We start from the raw sequence: 18,179 nt of genomic DNA, 5'->3' as shown, positions 1-18,179 counted from the left end.
CGATGATGACGAAAACGAGTGGCTGGACTTGGTTAATTTAACGAAATAACCCCCGATATGAGCAATGTCATATCGAGGATTTATAAACCAATTATGTCATTTTAATACTCAGTCACGCACTATTTTTTCGCAGAAAGCAGTGCATAGCTAGTCATTAAGTTACGGTAATCAGGGATATGGTTTGAGAACAACGTTCCTAAACCTTCCACATCATTACGCCAATCACGGTGTAATTCACAAGCAGCACCAAACCAGCTCATCAGTTGAGCCCCTGCTTTTGACATTCTATCCCATGCGGCATCACGTGTTATTGGGTTAAATGTACCTGAGGCATCAGTAATAACAAAAACTTCATAGCCTTCTTCCAGTGCAGATAGTGCAGGAAATGCCACACACACTTCTGTCACAACACCGGCAATGATTAGCTGTTTTTTACCTGTGGCTTTAACCGCTTTGACGAACTCTTCGTTATCCCACGCGTTGATTTGACCTGGACGGGCAATGTAAGGCGCATCTGGAAAGGTTTCTTTTAATTCAGGAACTAATGGGCCATTAGGACCATCTTCAAAAGATGTCGTCAAAATAGTTGGTAAGTTAAAATACTTTGCCAGATCGGCTAGCGCTAACACGCTATTTTTGAATTTGTCCGGATCTTGGTCACGAACTAGCGATAACAAACCCGTTTGATGGTCAACAAGTAATACAGCTGCATTATCTTTATCTAGGCGGTTATATTTGAAACTCATATCAACGACTCCTCAATGATTAGAAAAGTACTCTATGTGGGTTCAGATAAAACAAAAGTGGTATTTAATCTGCTTATCGCGCCTAAAACACCACTTTTTATCAAAAATATTTCAACAAGATGAATTCATACAATTCGTTATTTAGTTTCTGCGCTCATTGTGACAAAATTCCCCATACGAGCGCTGGTAATTGTATAGCTGTCTGCACCGGCTGCTTTAGCTTTAGCTGCAATTTTTGCTTCTGTTGAAGCCAGCGTATCACCTGTTGCAGTGATTGTTACTGCTGATGCACCAAATGCAACGAAAGATAATACAGAAGCTGCCATCAAAGTTTTTAACATGTTCATAGTCTAATTCCTTCACTTAGTATTCGATGAGACAACCCTTGTTGTCTGCGATGAAGGTATCTTATCGATAATCAAATTTAGGTTAAAGCTAATAATATCGCTCATCTAATTCAATTAAATTGAACAATGTGAGTATAAGAGGAATAAGAAAAAGATTCATTGATGGCTAAGTGGCGAAATACATCGATCCAACCATCGATGATGAGTTAGCTATTCAACAATTCAATAATTTGCTCAGCCAATTCTGGAGTTGCAGCTGATAGCAAGTTCCACATTGAAAAAGAAACTAAGCATAACGGACAGGCTAATGGAATAACGGTGCTAAAATGCCTTATCGAGAGGAGATAAGGCACCGATACAACCTAAATTTGCTGAAGAGAAACCTCACCAAATGTCATAAAGATCAAAGTATGCCCCGCAATTCCACGGTATATCCCTTGTTGACTATTGAGTTCGCAGGCTAATGCCGTTAATTGCCATGCGTCATATTCTTCGATTTGACTAATGCTAGCGGTTAATAATGCGTTGTCTTTCCGCTCGCCATAAGCTTTCACCGCGATTGCATCTTGTGTTAAAGCGTTGTCGATAGAACTGTTTGCCCAACTCCACATCCAACTACCTTGGCTTTGGTCATATGTACCAACAATTTGCACCGGCGCTGTTGCCATAAGATTATCAGGTGCATGAAATATAATGGTTCCTTCGTCTTGGTTTACTGACCAATCTGCTTCATCTAATTTCCATGTATCACAATGAAATTGGTTTTTGGCCTGTAACGCATTCATGCTACGTTCAATTAATGCCTCATAAGGCATTTGTTCTATTTCATTATCCATTGATTACCCAATATTTTTTAATGCCTTGATAATTAACTGCCAGAATTTATGATGGTCTAATTTAACGGCAACTTGAGTATGGCAATTTTCAGGAGCCGGATGGCGGAAATCAGCCACTGTCATGCCTAACGTGTGCGTTCCGGTCAGTTCAATATTCACTGGGACTTTTTGTGTGGTCATTACGCTAGGGTCAATAACATAAGCAACCGCACAAGGGTCATGTACTGGCGGCGCATCGAAGCCTTGGGCCTGCTTGTACATTTTCCCAAAGAAATCCAGTAGTTCGACGACAAACTGCGAACAATCACTGCCAATCGCAGCAATTTCATTCACCACATCAGGAGTTGCTAACGCTTGATGGGTAAGGTCTAAGCCCACCATGGTTAACGGCCATTTCTCATTGAAAACAATATGAGCCGCTTCTGGGTCAATTTTGATATTAAATTCAGCTACCGCACTCCAATTCCCAACATGATAGCCCCCACCCATCAGCACCACTTCTTTAACTCGCTCGACAATGCGCGGTTCAAGACGAGCAGCAAGCGCAATATTGGTTAATGCGCCAGTAGGCACTAAAGTTACTGTTTTAGGCGGGTGAGACATAATGGTTTCGATAATCAGTGAAACGGCATGTCGCTCATCAAGCTGCAATGTTGGTGTCGGTAGTACAGGCCCATCAAGCCCTGAATCCCCATGAATGTCAGGCGCAACTTCAATTTCCCGAACTAAAGGACGTTCTGAACCTGCGGCAAAGGAAATACCCGTAATTTTCGCCATTTCAGCGATAGCCAGTGCATTATGAGTGACTTTTTCGAGGGTTTGATTGCCGGCAACGGTTGTTACCGCCAATAATTCAATGTCAGGGTTACCGTAAGCCAGTAATAACGCGATAGCGTCATCATGGCCGGGATCACAATCGAGGATTATTTTTTTGCTCATACCTTACCTTATTAAAATTGGAGTCAGAAATGGCACTGACCCCAATTTAACGAGCTAGCAAGGTAAAATCTATGCTTAATATCTGAATATTCAGAAATTTATTTTAAAACATGCGCATAGACTCGTTTTTTCTCACCTTCATTTTTTGAAATATAAACACCTTGTAACTCCGGCGCAAAACCCGGTAATGCATTAATACCAGTTTCTAGTGCCTTGAAATAGCGCAGTACTGGCCCTGACCATACTTCCCCAGGCACAACGCACAATACGCCTGGAGGGTACGGTAATGCCCCTTCAACAGCAATACGGCCTTCTAATTCATCCAATGGCAATAATTCACAGTTACCACGAATAAATTCTAAATGTGCCTGCTGAGGTGCCATTTTCACTTCAGGGAAGTGAGCTTTACGGAACATCTCTTTTTGCAGCTGTTTAATATTGTCATTAACGCTGAGCTGGTGCATTTCTTGGCATAAACGGCGTAATGTATAACCTTGATAATGATCTTGATAACGCAGATAAACAGAAGGCAATACATCCTCTAATAACGCATCTTCATCCAATAACTGTTCGAAGCGGACTAAATGAGATACTAGCAGTTCCAGTTTTTCATGTGTTTCTGCTGGGGTTAATAAAAACAGAATTGAATTTAAGTCACATTTTTCAGGGATCACACCATGTTCACGTAAAAAGTGAGCCAGAATCGTTGCAGGAACACCGAAAGATTCATATTCTCCACTTTCAACATCAATCCCCGGTGTCGTTAACATCAGTTTACAAGGGTCAACAAAGTACTGATCCTGCTCATAACCCTCAAATGCATGCCAGCTTTCTTGCGGTATGAAGTTAAAGAAACGTTGCTCAGCGGCGATCTGCTCTGTTGGGTATTCGTGCCATAACTTGCCATCGACAATTTCAGGGACAAAAGGCTTAAAATAGCGGCAGTGCTGAAATATCGATTTTCTTACCTCAATCCCCACTTTCACACAGTCCATCCACATCATTTTGCCTGCATCACCTTGGTGAATACGTGCATTGACATCCAAAGAAGCAAATAGAGGATAAAATGGGCTGGTAGAGGCGTGCATCATAAAAGCATTATTGAGTTTTTTGTGTGAAACAAAACGCTCTTGCCCCTTGATATGATTATCTTTTTTATGGATTTGTGACGCTTGAGAAAAACCAGCCAGTTGTTTATGAACTGACTGAGTGACCATGATCCCGGGGTCGTTCTCATTTAATTCAAGTAGCAATGGCGAGCACTGGCGCATCATGGGAATAAATTGTTCATACCCCACCCATGCGGAATCAAATAAAATGTAATCACATAAATGACCTATTTTATCAACGACTTGCCTTGCGTTATACACCGTACCGTCATAAGTTCCAAGTTGGATCACCGCTAAGCGAAATGGCCGTTTGGCTTGCGCTTTTTCTGGCATCACTTCTTGGATAAGTCCACGTAAATAACTTTCGCCAAAGCAGTGCGCATCAATACCACCAATAAAACCAAAAGGATTACGCGCGGTTTCGAGGTAGACCGGTGTTGCCCCCGCCTGTATCAGCGCCCCATGGTGGTTTGATTTATGATTATTACGATCGAACAAAACTAAATCACCCGGTGTTAACAACGCGTTTAACACTACTTTATTGGATGATGAAGTGCCATTTAATACAAAATAAGTTTTGTCCGCATTAAACACTTTCGCGGCGAATTTTTGCGCCTCTTTCGCTGCGCCTTCGTGAATCAATAAGTCGCCCATTGCGACATCAGCATTACATAAATCGGTACGGAACAGGTTTTCACCATAAAATTGATAAAATTGCTCCCCTGTCGGGTGACGACGGAAAAATTGGCCGCCTTGGTGCCCTGGGCAGGCAAAAGTGACATTATGACCCGCAGCATAATCCATCATTCGAGCAAAAAATGGCGGTAATAACTGCTCAAGATATTGATTCGCAGCATCGAGTAATTGACGACTATTTTCTTCACGAGCAGCGGGGGCGGGTGCTAATAGCGCCGTCAAATAAGGCGGTAAATTTTCATCGGTTGGCAGCTGTTTATCACTGATGATAAACAGCGGAATACTCAACTGGCTCTCAACGACTCTTTCCCACAGCCCTTGGTTGGCATCTTGTTCAGATAACACGACAGCGGCAATATTGTTTAACTGTGCATCGCGAATATCTATCCACTGAAATTGATTAGTGAAATAGATTGCGACCCCCTGGCTACATGCCACATTGATTTTGTTCATAGCAGTCTGGCTCTTAGTTAGCTGAGGAAAAGAGGCGGACAATATACTTGATAGATCAGGGAATTGAAATGATTAGCATGGTCGGAAAAAATAACCAGATTTAGAAAGTCGAATATATTTTATAAGCCACTGGTTAATAGCATAAAAATTCTATCTCATCACAACCCACGCCCCCATACTTCAGGCCATCATAAAGATAATAAAAAGATAAATTAACCAATTAACCCGATGATCACCACCAATTAATCGGTCAATTTATCCGTAATGGGACGTTAGTTGTTTTTTTCCACATACAAAGTCTGTGATGGGAATGCAAAGTCCGCATCGTGGCGTTTAACTATCTCAATGATCTTCAAATACACCGCTTGCTGCGCCGCTAACCATTCAGCCCAAACTGTTGTTTTGGTAAAACAATACACCATAATGTTTAACGAAGAGTCGGCAAAAGCATCGAAATAAACTAATAAGGTTTGACTGGTATCGATATTCGCATCTTGTTGCAACATTGTGCGGATATCGTCGACAATCGCCCCAATTTTGTCTGAATCTTCGTAACGTAAACCAATTTCAGTTTTGATGCGCCGGTTAGTCATGCGCCCTGGGTTTTCCACACTAATAGAAGAAAAAACCGAGTTGGGAATATAGAGTGGACGGTGGTCAAACGTAATAATTTTGGTGATCCGCCAGCCGATTTCAACTACCGTCCCTTCGATATTTCGATCCGGTGAACTGACCCAATCACCAATGTTGAAGGGCCGATCAAAATAGAGCATTAACCCAGAGAAAAAGTTACTCAAGATATCTTTACCGGCCATACCAATAGCAATACCGCCAATCCCACCAAATGCCATCAAACCAGAAAGGCTCATCCCAAAATGTTCACCAAACAGTAGCACCATAATGACAAATATCGCGGTTTTAAATACGCGGGCGACAATACGTGCCGAAGTGGGATCACTGCCTTTTTTAATCTGTGTTTTTTCTAGTCGGTTCGCTAGCTGGAACAGTTTTCGCATTAAAATCAATGCAATCAATGAGATGGTAATAAAATTAACCAGAGAAGTTGAAATAAAGGTTAAATCAAAATCCGTTGCTGCCATGTCTACATATTGGGCAATAACAATCACCACGCCACACAGCACAAGAGTTTGAACCACATGGATCAAAATACTTTTGCGCTTATGTTTATGTTTACGTCGTTTATGTACAATCTCAAAAGCTAAATAGATTGCGAGAAAAACCGCAATTAAAGTCATGCCAATCGCATATTTTTCAAGTAATGCTTCTATCATTTCTAACCGCCCTAAAATTTACCTGATAGATCTTATTTTTATTTGTTTTACTGTGTACTATTTCTCATTATCTTGTTATTAAGATAACAATTATAAAGATAATTTTCCCAATAATTATCAGTTACTTTTTAGATTATCCAATAATGAATAACAACCTATTTTCCCCAAATGAGAAAGAAATAAATAATGTCCATGCGCTTAGGCCATACCAACAGTATAACTACTTTGTCGGTAAAATTGCTGACTGGGAGCAAGTGTGGAGCCTCGGTGATGGGGAAAACCTCGTTACCGCATGGAATGATGAAAAATGTCTTTTTCTGCCCCTATGGCCTGCCAAAGCGTATGTTGAATTGTGTTTAACGGGTGAATGGGCGAATTTTACGCCAATGCTATTTACCCTTGAACACCTGATGACAGAAATTTTGCCTGATATGCATGAAGCAAATATTAAGGTTGCTTTGATGATGCAACCTGATGGAAAAAAAACATTAGTTTATGATGCGGTGGTGCTTCTCGCCGATTTAGCAGAAGAATGCCAACAATACGAGTAAAAGGCAGCAATGTGCTGCCTTTCTGAGGCAAAAAACTACTTTTCAACACCAGTAGTCACAGTAAATTCACGAGTTTGCCCCGCCTCTAACCAAATCAGTGTTTGGTTATTTTTCGCGGCTAAAAAGCCTTCTGGACGACAAGTTGCAGGGAGTACAAATGCGCCAACTTTTTGGTCACCATTGTACAAAATCCAACGAGTTGCATAATTTAGCTGGTTAGATTTAAAACGCGTTACAAACGTATCTCCTGCGGGTGAAATCATCCTAAACTCAGGCGTTGCGGTATATTGGCTAAGATCATCCATAAAAAACACAATTTCAGGGTCACACATTTGTGGCTGATTAAGCTGATTTAATGAGACTTTGCCAGATTTCAACGCTTCATTAAATGCCAGCCATTTTTCAGTTGGCTGTACATGCCCTGGTATTGATTCACGCAATTTAATCGCTTTGTCAGGAATATTTTGTGTTAGCGTTGCATTCTCCACGTAAGCATAATTCATATGGCACATATATTGGAGAGGCATAGGAACCGATGCTAAATTGGTGACTGACATATGAATATCAAATAATGCACTGCCCGCATTTAATTGCACTGACGGTGTCGCACGATAATGGTGACCAAAACCCATCACATACTCATATTCGCCGACAACTTTCAAACTTTCGCCTGTCAGTTCCAGCCAAGCGCTATCCATTGATGCACAAGGCATTTCCCCATGTAATGGGTGAGAATCTTCTGGAGAAGGGCAACCATTGCTGATTAAACCTGAATGGAATGCAAAGCAACCGTAGGTTTCAACTACTGTTGGAACTGATTTTGGCGCTGAAAACATATTTTCCATTTTCAGATTTTGGCCACAAAATTCCGCATCCCAAATCATTTGCCCTAAAAAAGGTAAAATCGTTAAATACCCTTGCTGATTTTCAATTCGTAACCCTTCCACGCCTGTTTGGTAACGAAATGCCGTGGCAGTAAATTGGTCATTTTTTAAAATAAGCGTCGGGTTTTCCGTAAATAAGCTTTTGTGAAGAGGTATCAATGTATTCATTTTCATACTCACGGTTTAATGAGATAAATGGAATTGGGCAGCTTACACTACCCAATTTGAGGAACTATTTCGTGGCTTGTTTCGCTTTAAAGCGACGTTCACCCACAAAGTAAATACCGACATACACGAAGCACAGCATGGAAACAAGGAATGAAAGTTGTAATGAGTGCAACATGTCTGCGACATAGCCTTGAACCGCAGGGACAACTGCAGCACCGACAATCGCCATCACAATAACCGCCCCGGCCATTTCAGTATGTTCATTATCAACAGTATCCAAAGTGCCTGCATAAATAGTTGCCCAGCAAGGTCCAAACAGAATACTGACCATCACCGCTGCATAGACCGCTGTAAAACTCGGAATAAATGCAACATAAATTAGGAACAGCGCACCAATCACCGAGTAGATAATTAAGACTTTTTCTGCATTAAAGCGGGTCATTAAAATATTGGCAACAAACTTACCAATAAAGAAACAAGCGAAGCTATACACCATGAAATTCGAGGCATCACGTTCGTTAATATCCCCCATTTCTAATGCGAGACGAATAGTAAATGACCATACTGCCACTTGCATTCCGACATATAAAAACTGGGCAATAATTCCTTTTCTAAAGCGACTATTTTTCGCTAAATATTTTAAGGTTTCTAATGCAGTAGGACGCTTATGATCTTGCGTTTCTGCCACTTTACATTTAGGAAACTTAGTAATAAGGAATAAGATCATTACCACAACCAATACCATAATCATATAACGATAAGGTTCTAGGGTATTTTCCAACATGGCTAAACGGAATTCATGGATTTGCTCCGCATTCATTCCCGCCATTTGGTTTTGTAAGCTATCCCCTTCGGAAAATACCAGATACTTGCCCAGTAAGATCCCGCCTGCGGCACCAATTGGGTAGAAGGTTTGGCTAATATTTAAACGCAATGTGGCGTATTGTTTAGGACCTATCATTGAACTATAGGTATTCGCGGCGGTTTCGAGAAAGCTTAAACCTATCGCAATGGCGAAAATAGCCGCCAAGAACATGGTATAGGTCGCCATATGAGATGCAGGGAAGAACATACTGCAACCCGCGATATACAGGATCAGCCCCACCATAATGGCATATTTATAACTGGTTTTTTTGATCACTAACGACGCCGGAATGGCGATTAAGAAATAACCACCATAGAATGCGCTTTGTACTAAAGCCGAGGCGAAGTTACTGAGTTCAAAGACACTTTTAAACTGTGTGATTAAAATATCATTTAATGCTGCGGCACATCCCCATAATGGGAACAGGCACGATAGTAGGATAAATTGGAATAGAGGTGTCTTACTCAGGTAGCCATCCGGTAACTGAGTGATGTTCTTAATGTTCATAGTAACCCTTATATTTTTATAATTTATACCCGATGAGTGGCTATGTGGCTCTGATGACCACTTAATTATTCAAAGGGTATATAGCTACGTTGGACTATTATTATTTAGCTATTCATTAGCGGTGTTGATTTGCACAAATTCATTAAATTGTTCAACACTTGGATAAGAAGATTGAGTTCCTTTCCCTGTCACACTGAAAGCCGAAAATAGAACGGCTTTCTTCAGTGCTTCTTCAATATTCCCCGTATGGACATAGTAATGCGAGAAGCAGCCGATAAAGGCATCCCCTGCACCACTGGTGTCAATCGCATTTACTTTAATTGCGGGTATATATAACTCGCTGTCGCGAGTCATCCATAACGCCCCTTTTTCCCCTAATGTTACGATGACGTTTTTTAACCCTTTATCCAATAAAGACTGTGCAGCACGACGAATGTTATTCATCGTGTCGACTGGCATATTGGTTAAAATTTCAAGTTCCGTTTCATTAGGGACAAAGAAATCACATCGGCAGGCAAAATCGAGATCTAGCGTACGTTGTGCAGGGGCTGGATTCAGTAACACTGGGATCCCATGCTTATTACCAAATGAAATCGCGTGATAAACCGTTTCAAGCTGGACTTCTAATTGCAGAACGATCAATTTACATTTTTTCAGATCTTCCGCTGCACGATCGATATCTTCAGGTGATAAAAATTTATTCGCCCCTTTGACGATCAAAATACTATTTGATGAATTTTGATTAACAAAAATAGGTGCGACGCCACTTGAGGTACAAGGTACTTTTTCCACATAGCGAGTGTTAATACCGTAAGACTCAAGATTACGGATCGTATTATCTGCAAAAATATCATCCCCCACTTTGGTTAACATGATCACTTTTGAATTTAACTTAGCAGCAGCAACCGCTTGGTTCGCACCTTTACCACCGCAACCAATTTTGAAAGCTGGCGCTTCTAACGTTTCGCCTTCTTTTGGCATTTGATCGATGTAAGTGATCAAATCAACCATGTTTGAACCAATAACTGCTATATCCATAATGTCCCTCGTGTTAAATAAATCACATAATGATATGATATTAACATTATCATGTTGCAAAAATATCATTTGTGATTAGGATCTCGAATAACGAATGATCAAGTGTTATATCTACCACATTTCCTCATTCTTTGTTGTCTATCCCACATTTATATAGGAAAGTTGAAAATGCAAGACTTAGCAAAATATATTGATCACACTTTACTTGCTGCTAATGCCACTGTTAGTGATATTAAAACATTATGTGCCGAAGCGGCAGAACACCATTTTGCATCGGTGTGCGTAAACACAGGTTATGTTCCTTTAGCCAGCGAGCTTTTAAAAAACAGCGACGTTAAAGTTTGCTGTGTGGTAGGCTTTCCATTAGGCGCTTGCTTAACGGAAGCGAAAGCGTTTGAAGCAGCAGAAGCTGTGCGCCGTGGAGCCGATGAGGTGGATATGGTTATCAACATTGGCATGCTCAAAAGTGGCGACTTAGACTTTGTTCGCAAAGACATTGAAGCCGTATTTGCTGCCTGTGGTAAAGCAACATTAAAAGTTATTTTAGAAAATTGCCTGTTAACTGATGAAGAAATTACTCAAGTTTGTGAAATTTGCCGCACAATTAAAGTCGGTTTTGTGAAAACTTCAACAGGTTTCAGTACAATGGGCGCAACAGAACACCACGTGGCACTGATGCGTAAAGTGGTTGGCGATGAAGTCGGTGTAAAAGCCTCCGGTGGTGTGCGTGACCGTGAAACCGCAATTAAAATGATTGAAGCGGGTGCAAACCGTGTCGGTGCAAGTGCAAGCGTTGCCATTGTCACAGGCAATAACACCAAACCAAGTGACTATTAAGTGATGGGGCGCGGTCTAACCGCGCCAATTTTGTGTATTGAAAAAGGATTGTAGGGTGATAGAAACTAAACAAAAAGAACGCCTTCGCCGTTTAAGTGAATGTTTAAAACGCTCAGGACGCATTCATCTTAAAGAAGCTGCTAGAATACTCGAAGTTTCAGAGATGACTATTCGTCGAGACCTGAGCGCAGATGCGGAAGGCCCCATCCCCATGTCACTCCTCGGTGGCTACATAGTTTCTGTTACTCAACCTGCTAATTCACTGACCCAAGAACCACAAGCCGACATTTTCACCCCCGATCAAACGGAAGAATTATATATCCCAAACCTTGCCGCTAGCATGGTGACAGAAGATGATGTGATCTTCTTTGATAATGGCATTGAAATGGCCACCTTGATTTCACTCATCCCAGAAGAAATTAATTTCACCGGTATTTGTTACTCACATAACGTTTTCCTCGCCCTTAGCCAGAAAAAAAATGCCACTGCGCTATTATGTGGCGGGGAATATCGCCCTAAAAGTGATTCTTTTTACAACCCATCACTCCCTTCATTACTTGACTCAATCAACCCGAAAAAAGCCTTTATTTCAGCAGCTGGTGTGCATGGGAATTTTGGCGTAACTTGCTATAATCTCGATGATTTATCCATGAAGAAAAAAGCGATGGAAAAATCTATCCGTAAGATTTTACTCGCCCCTTATAACCTGTTTGATGAAGTCGCGACCGCCAATATGGGGGAATTATCACAATTTGATGTGATAGTCACAAATAGGCAACTTTCTGATGAATATGAGACATATTGTCGTAATGGCTTTGTGAAAGTAATTTATTAAAATCATCAATAGATTAAGCGGACAATATCTTGCCCGCTTACATTAGATCTTCACTGTCAAATAGTCTTCTGCGATTTCACTCGCGGGGAACACAGCTTGGCATTCCGCAAGTAACTTTGGAATATCCTCACTCGTATAGCGACCACTCAAGTGAGTGGCAATAAACCGTTTAACGCCTGCCGCACGAGCTAACTCAGCCGCTTGTACTGTCGTCGAGTGCCCTCTTTCATTGGCTTTTTGTGCAAACTCCGCTGCTAAGGTCGTTTCATGGATCATCACATCGGCATTTCTCGCAAGTTCCAGCGCTTGCTCTGTCGGTTGCGTATCGCCAAAAATCGCAATAATCTTTCCGGGGATCGGTTCACCGAGGTAATCAGCTCCATTCACTGTTCGTCCATCATCAAGAACTATCGTTTCCCCCGCTTTAAGCGCTTGCATCCAAGGGCCACGAGGAATATTGTCATTAGCTAATTTCACTGCATCTAATGCGCCACGTTTCGGATGTTCTTCAATACGATAACCATAACACTCAACACGATGGTCAAGGGCATAGGCCGTCACAATCAGTTCTCCATCGTCAAATAATTGGCCAGCTTCGATTTCCACTATCTCCAGTGGATATGTCATATAAGACACGCTCACGGTGAGTACCGTTTCAATATATTGTTTTAACCCTTTCGGCCCATAAACAATCAATGGGTCTGTTGCTCCCCCCATTGAGCGGCTGCATAACAACCCGGGTAAACCAAAAATATGGTCTCCATGCAAATGAGTAATAAAAATTTTTTCAATTTTTGGTGTTTTAAATGGGCTATTTAAAATGCGATGCTGTGTCCCTTCACCACAATCAAATAACAAGTAGCTTTTACGGATACCGACTAAATTTAATATCATACTGGTGACATTACGCTCTTTTGTCGGCACGCCAGCACTAGTTCCTAGAAATGTTAATTCCATAATACCTCATCTAATCTTTTGTTTTTATTATGGTAAGATTTTTTCCAATTGAAAATTTCTTTATTTTATTCGTCTATTATTCAATATGTTCCAATTATAAATAAAAATCGGCTATTCCTAATTTCTTCCAATATACAAATCCCTTTTCTGTATTAGTCCAATTAATTCCCAAGTGTTTTTTACACCGCATATTCCACAATACTAAAAGTGAATATCTAATCTAGGAATATATTTAATGCTTTGCTCTAAAAAGAAATTTCCGGCACCTTTGGCCTTATTGGTGGCGACCGGCTCATTAGCTATTATGTCAACATTGCCCAGCGATGCAAAAATGCTAACACCGGATGAACTCCCGCTTTTAGGGAGTCCTATCCCAAAACTAGAAAGTAACGATGGTGAACGTAACTTAGCGCAATACAGTAAAACAGCCGCAACATGGCTTGTAGAACAAAAAAATAGCCATGAAATCTCACAAATGGCGCAAAGTTATCTCAGTAATCAAGCAGCTAACGCCGCAATAGAGGAAATTACTCATTGGCTCTCAAAAGCGGGTAATGTGAAAGTCAGCCTGAATTTTGATAAGCAACTATCGCTTAAAAACAGTCATTTTGATTGGCTCATCCCTTGGTATCAACAAGCTAATATGTTGTTATATACCCAGCACAGTATTCACAATACAGATGGCCGGTTGCAAAGCAATAATGGGATTGGTTTGCGTCATTTCAACGAGCAGAGCACCGTGGGTGTCAATGCATTCTTTGATCATGACCTTTCACATTATCATTCCCGGTTAGGCGTTGGGGCTGAATACTGGCAAGATTACTTAAAACTCAGCGCGAATACCTATTTTCCCGTTTCGTCATGGCGCAGCTCATCTGAGCTAACTCGCACTTATGATGCGCGTCCTGCTCGTGGGTGGGATGTACAAGCACAAGGATGGCTACCGGATTACCCGCAACTGGGAGGTAGCCTTAAGTTTGAACAGTATGTCGGCCATAATGTGGCTTTAATGGGGAAAAATAAACTTCAAGAAGACCCTGCTGCCGCGACTATCGGTATGAATTGGACCCCTTTCACTCTTGTCACCTTTAGCGCCGATCACAAAATAAGTAGCGGATTACAAGATACCAGTGCCAAAGTGCAATTTAACTGGGTATTTGATAAGAATTTTATTGAGCAAATTGACCCTGCTAAAGTCGGTGAATCACGACGTGTTTCGGGTAACCGCCTTGATTTCGTCAATCGCAATAACAATATTGTTCTTGATTATCAAAAGAAAACTGAAATTCAATTGAAGCTCGTGGCAAAAATTCAAGGTAAAGCTGGACAAGAGCTACCGCTCGTACAATCGATGATAACCCAACACCCACTGAAAAAAATTGTCTGGAATGCACCTGAATTACTCGCTGCCGGTGGTGTTATTAGCTCATCGGGTCAAAATGCTACCGTAAAATTACCCACTTATAAAACGGCATCAACACCTTCAGAACGTGAGAAATTGAATCGTTATCGCTTAAGTGGTATTGCCTATGATATTCACGGTAATGCATCACCGACAAGTGAAACACTGATTGATGTGACCAGCACGAATACTGCAACGACTAGCCAAGCAAAAATACAAAGTTTGAGAGTCGTTCAAACAGCAGCATTGGCTGATGGTAAAACAGCCAATATGGTTTCAGCCTATATCACTGACTCAAAGGGTAACCCCATATCAGGAGAAACAGTCAATTTTAGTGCGACTCGTGGAAAAATTAGCGCTCAAGGGGTGACAAATCAAAAAGGAATTATTGAGATGCCACTCACCAGTATGACAAGTGGTATCAGTGAGATTACCGCTACCGTAAATGGCCACAGTGAAACCGTTGCTGTCTATTTTATTAGTGGAAGCTTGAAAAAAATTGAGATCTTAAATACTCAATCGACCTATGCAGGTAAAGAGACAGCTATTGTACTCAAGCTAATCGATGAAAATAACAATCCAGTTTCTGGCGCTGATGGGATCATCATGGTCAATATTGGCAATAAACAAGTTCCTGTCGAGATTGAAGAGAGTTCGGTTAATTTAGGTGAGTATAGCGGGTTACTTGCAGGCCAAATGTCCGGGGATTACACCATTAGCGCTTCTTTACATGGAAAAACGTCACCTCAGCATACGTTCACGGTGAATCCACCACTGACAATTAATGCGATTAACTCTGATGGCAGCGGCCCTCATGGCCAACTTGGCGTTATTGATAAAGTCGAAATCACAACAAGTACCACGAATAACGTGAAAATAGGCGATGACGTACTTATCACAGTCACACTCAGCGATGCCTTTGGTAACACACTTGAGGGGATAAACCCTAAAAATATCGACCTTGGTCGCTATAACACTAATATCCTTGGCTGGTATGAAGACAGTGATGGAGATTATTCTACCTACTTAACATTACCGGCCACTGGTAACCTTGACATTATAGCTTCAATCAATGGGCATCCAAGCCAGACAATAACTATTTTAGTCACGCCTTAAACACGTCCTTTAGCGTACTCCCTCCGGCTCGGAGGGAGTCTAAAAAAATAGGATTCATCAAGCAATAAACCTACCATTCCAAAAATGTCCACAGTAAAAATTTCGCTTCCTTTTAAGTCCAATAAATTCACAAGCACATCTTGCTATCAGCCCTGACAATTGTAACGTTAATATTGATATCAGGAATATGTCCGATGAATGCCCCTTCGTCAAAATTGAAACCCAAGCTACCGAACCGTTTGGTACTCTCTACGGCTATGTGCTCAATAGCTATTGTGCCTGTCGCACCAAGTTATGCCCAAATCCCTCATTTGGACGATTTGCCGACACTCGGTAGTCATGCCATTCAATTTGAAGAAAGCCAACCAGAAGATACTACTGAACGTTTTTTAGCAGAATATGGGCAAAATGCCGCAAATTTTGCTGCTACAGAAAAAAACAGCAAAAATTTGGCAGAGATGGCGCAAGACTATGCACGCCATAAAGCCGCAAATATCGCGACTGATGAAATAACACATTGGTTATCGAAAGCAGGTAATGCTAGATTCAATCTTAACCTTGATAAAAAATTATCAATTAAAAATACCCAATTAGATTGGTTAATACCTTGGTATGACCAACCAGATTTATTGCTATTTTCTCAGCACAGCATTCATCGCACTGATGGTCGGTTACAAACCAATACAGGTATTGGATTACGTCATTTCCAGCAAAATAGCATGGTCGGGGTGAATGCTTTTTTTGATCATGATTTATCCCATTACCATTCACGATTAGGGTTTGGTGTAGAATATGCACAAGATTACGCCAGAATGAGTGTGAACAGCTATTTGGGGCTATCGACTTGGCGAAGTGCATCCGAATTAGCTTATGATTATAACGCGCGCCCTGCTAACGGCTGGGATATTCAATTTGAAGGCTGGTTGCCCACTTATTCTAATTTAGGGGCGAGCCTAAAATTGGAGCAATATTATGGCGATGACGTGGCTTTATTTGGTAAAAATGAGCGCCAGAAAGACCCTATGGCGGCGACTGTCGGCATCAATTGGTCTCCATTCCCCCTCCTCGCGCTAAATGCAGAACATAAAATGGGCAGTAGTGGCGCAAATGAAACAAGTGCAAAAATTGCATTCAATTGGTTGTTAGGGAAAAGCTTAGCGCAACATCTTGATGCTTCAGCGATAGAAGCTACCCGCCATATTCCTAGCAACCGCTATGATTTCGTTAATCGTAATAACAATATTGTGTTGGAGTACCAAAAGAAAACCTTAATTTCATTATCATTACCGAAAGTTATTCAAGGAATAACAGGAGAAGAGCTCTCTATTATCCGCAACTTAACCACTAAATACCCTTTAGACAAAGTTGTTATAGAAGCGCCTGAATTGGTTGCAGCAGGAGGAGAAATCCACCTTAATGGCATAGAAAGTTCAGTCAAACTACCGTCATATAAAATTGCCAACGACACCATTAAAAATCAACAACTCAACCTTTACCGTTTAACCGTGACGGCTTATGACACCAACGGAAATGTTTCCCCGCAAGCGGAAACGTTAATTGAAGTGACTAACACAGGCACTCTCACCATCAGCCATGCAAATACCGCCAAAAGAAACAATGCCGTTGCTGATGGTAAAGATGCAAATACATTCGCCGTAGTAATTAAAGATGCTCTTGGCCACCCTGTACCCAATGCGAAAGTAAACTTTATATTACCTGCAGGTCTTAAATCTATTGATCAAAAAAATACAGGATACGATTCCCTACTAAATCACTTTATGTGGAAAGCCCAAGCGGCGAAATCCGTTTCTGAACAGCCGTATAGCATCGTTACCAATAGTAAAGGTGAAGCTTCTATTCAGTTCACCTCTTTTATATCAGGAAGTTATGCAATAAAAGCAAAGACTGAGCATGGTACAGAAATGAATGAGATGTATAACTTTAAACCTGATATTAACCAATCATTTATTGGTAGCATTGATATCATTCAAAACAATGTAATGGCAGACGGGATCAGTAAAAACAAAATTAAACTGCATATTGTGAATAACAGCCGACAAAGCATTGCTGGCGCGCTTGTTCATTTTGAAGCGCCAAATGGCATTATCTCACCAGCTAAGCTGACTGATGAACATGGCAATACGGAATTAGAAGTTAGTAGCTTAGTTGAAGGTTCTATAGATATCATTGCAACCCTAAATGGCGATAGTAGAACAATACAAGTTAACTTTCAAAGGAATGGATCTGCGATAAATATTCAGCCAAGCACAGGAACTCTTTTCAAATCCCCAATAAATGAGCAAAACAGTCCTACACGCACGCCGTTAAGTTTGCTAAGGCAGTTATTTCAAAAAATAGGATAATACTTTCCGTATAAAATAGACTGAATCTAGCTGCTCTTTCAGTGTTAAAATTTGCCCCTTAACAGGGGCATTTTTAGTTCAATTAATCTAGCTTATTGCTTTATTGAATCGTGACTAAATTTACTATCATACCCACCAAATATTGCACTTTAACAAACCTTTAAAAGCCATATTCTAATGTTAGTATTTTGTATTTTCATAAGCTAATCAATTGTTTTTATTCAAGTAAGATTTATTC

General features: G+C 40.9%; 15 protein-coding genes. 5 read left to right on the top strand and 10 right to left on the bottom strand.

Translation table 11 applies throughout. The features are described from left to right. Positions 1–119: 119 nt before the first annotated feature. The 6 genes from ycaC to PR767_RS11260 form a co-directional block, all read right to left on the bottom strand. On the bottom strand, positions 120–746 hold the full coding sequence (gene ycaC, locus PR767_RS11285) for an isochorismate family cysteine hydrolase YcaC (RefSeq protein ID WP_004914979.1): 627 nt from the start codon (positions 744–746) through the stop codon (positions 120–122). 137 nt (positions 747–883) lie between these two features. Then, complete coding sequence (locus tag PR767_RS11280) at positions 884–1,093, bottom strand: YdgH/BhsA/McbA-like domain containing protein (protein ID WP_117163027.1); 210 nt, start codon at positions 1,091–1,093, stop codon at positions 884–886. 362 nt (positions 1,094–1,455) lie between these two features. Beyond that, on the bottom strand, positions 1,456–1,929 hold the full coding sequence (locus tag PR767_RS11275) for a DUF6882 domain-containing protein (protein ID WP_272520355.1): 474 nt from the start codon (positions 1,927–1,929) through the stop codon (positions 1,456–1,458). Positions 1,930–1,932: 3 nt separating this feature from the next. Next, the gene (gene uriH, locus PR767_RS11270; protein WP_109912595.1) at positions 1,933–2,868 is read right to left on the bottom strand and encodes a uridine-preferring nucleoside hydrolase UriH; all 936 of its coding nucleotides are present in this window, start codon (positions 2,866–2,868) and stop codon (positions 1,933–1,935) included. A gap of 98 nt (positions 2,869–2,966) precedes the next feature. Then, positions 2,967–5,126 (bottom strand): ornithine decarboxylase, encoded by a 2,160-nt coding sequence (locus PR767_RS11265; protein WP_272520354.1) that lies wholly within the window; start codon positions 5,124–5,126, stop codon positions 2,967–2,969. Between the two features lie 272 nt (positions 5,127–5,398). Continuing rightward, complete coding sequence (locus PR767_RS11260; RefSeq protein WP_004914997.1) at positions 5,399–6,418, bottom strand: mechanosensitive ion channel family protein; 1,020 nt, start codon at positions 6,416–6,418, stop codon at positions 5,399–5,401. Positions 6,419–6,561: 143 nt separating this feature from the next. Here PR767_RS11260 and PR767_RS11255 point away from each other — a divergent pair, with 143 nt between their 5' ends. Further along, positions 6,562–6,969 (top strand): DUF2750 domain-containing protein, encoded by a 408-nt coding sequence (locus tag PR767_RS11255; protein ID WP_272520353.1) that lies wholly within the window; start codon positions 6,562–6,564, stop codon positions 6,967–6,969. A 35-nt stretch (positions 6,970–7,004) separates the two neighbouring features. Here PR767_RS11255 and PR767_RS11250 read toward each other — a convergent pair whose 3' ends face one another. The 3 genes from PR767_RS11250 to rbsK all read right to left on the bottom strand — a co-directional run bounded on the left by PR767_RS11250 (position 7,005) and on the right by rbsK (position 10,431). Beyond that, positions 7,005–8,021 carry an aldose 1-epimerase family protein gene (locus tag PR767_RS11250; RefSeq protein WP_272520352.1) on the bottom strand — a complete coding sequence of 339 codons (1,017 nt, stop codon included), beginning with the start codon at positions 8,019–8,021 and terminating at the stop codon, positions 7,005–7,007. 64 nt (positions 8,022–8,085) lie between these two features. Further along, on the bottom strand, positions 8,086–9,393 hold the full coding sequence (gene fucP / locus PR767_RS11245; protein WP_004915008.1) for an L-fucose:H+ symporter permease: 1,308 nt from the start codon (positions 9,391–9,393) through the stop codon (positions 8,086–8,088). 108 nt (positions 9,394–9,501) lie between these two features. Next, positions 9,502–10,431, bottom strand: a complete 930-nt coding sequence (gene rbsK, locus PR767_RS11240; protein ID WP_272520351.1) for a ribokinase — start codon at positions 10,429–10,431, stop codon at positions 9,502–9,504. 168 nt (positions 10,432–10,599) lie between these two features. Here rbsK and deoC point away from each other — a divergent pair, with 168 nt between their 5' ends. Further along, positions 10,600–11,268, top strand: a complete 669-nt coding sequence (deoC, locus tag PR767_RS11235) for a deoxyribose-phosphate aldolase (RefSeq protein WP_109912599.1) — start codon at positions 10,600–10,602, stop codon at positions 11,266–11,268. A gap of 55 nt (positions 11,269–11,323) precedes the next feature. Continuing rightward, complete coding sequence (gene deoR, locus PR767_RS11230; protein ID WP_272520350.1) at positions 11,324–12,103, top strand: DNA-binding transcriptional repressor DeoR; 780 nt, start codon at positions 11,324–11,326, stop codon at positions 12,101–12,103. Between the two features lie 42 nt (positions 12,104–12,145). Here the strand turns inward: deoR and rnz are convergent, their stop codons facing one another. Further along, positions 12,146–13,060 (bottom strand): ribonuclease Z, encoded by a 915-nt coding sequence (gene rnz / locus PR767_RS11225; RefSeq protein ID WP_272520349.1) that lies wholly within the window; start codon positions 13,058–13,060, stop codon positions 12,146–12,148. Between the two features lie 235 nt (positions 13,061–13,295). Between rnz and PR767_RS11220 the strand changes: the two genes are divergently transcribed. Together PR767_RS11220 and PR767_RS11215 are read left to right on the top strand one after the other, a co-directional pair. After that, entirely contained in the window at positions 13,296–15,578 is a 2,283-nt protein-coding gene (locus tag PR767_RS11220) for an inverse autotransporter beta domain-containing protein (RefSeq protein WP_272520348.1), read from the top strand. A gap of 194 nt (positions 15,579–15,772) precedes the next feature. After that, a complete protein-coding gene (locus PR767_RS11215; protein WP_209102654.1) occupies positions 15,773–17,941 on the top strand; it encodes an inverse autotransporter beta domain-containing protein in 2,169 nt (722 codons plus the stop codon). The last annotated feature ends 238 nt before the right edge of the window (positions 17,942–18,179 follow it).

Origin of the sequence: Providencia sp. PROV223 (assembly GCF_028479245.1) — a bacterium.
GTDB lineage: Bacteria > Pseudomonadota > Gammaproteobacteria > Enterobacterales > Enterobacteriaceae > Providencia > Providencia rettgeri.
Note: the sequence above shows the minus strand (reverse complement) of the source record. Positions and strands in the feature narration are given on the sequence as shown.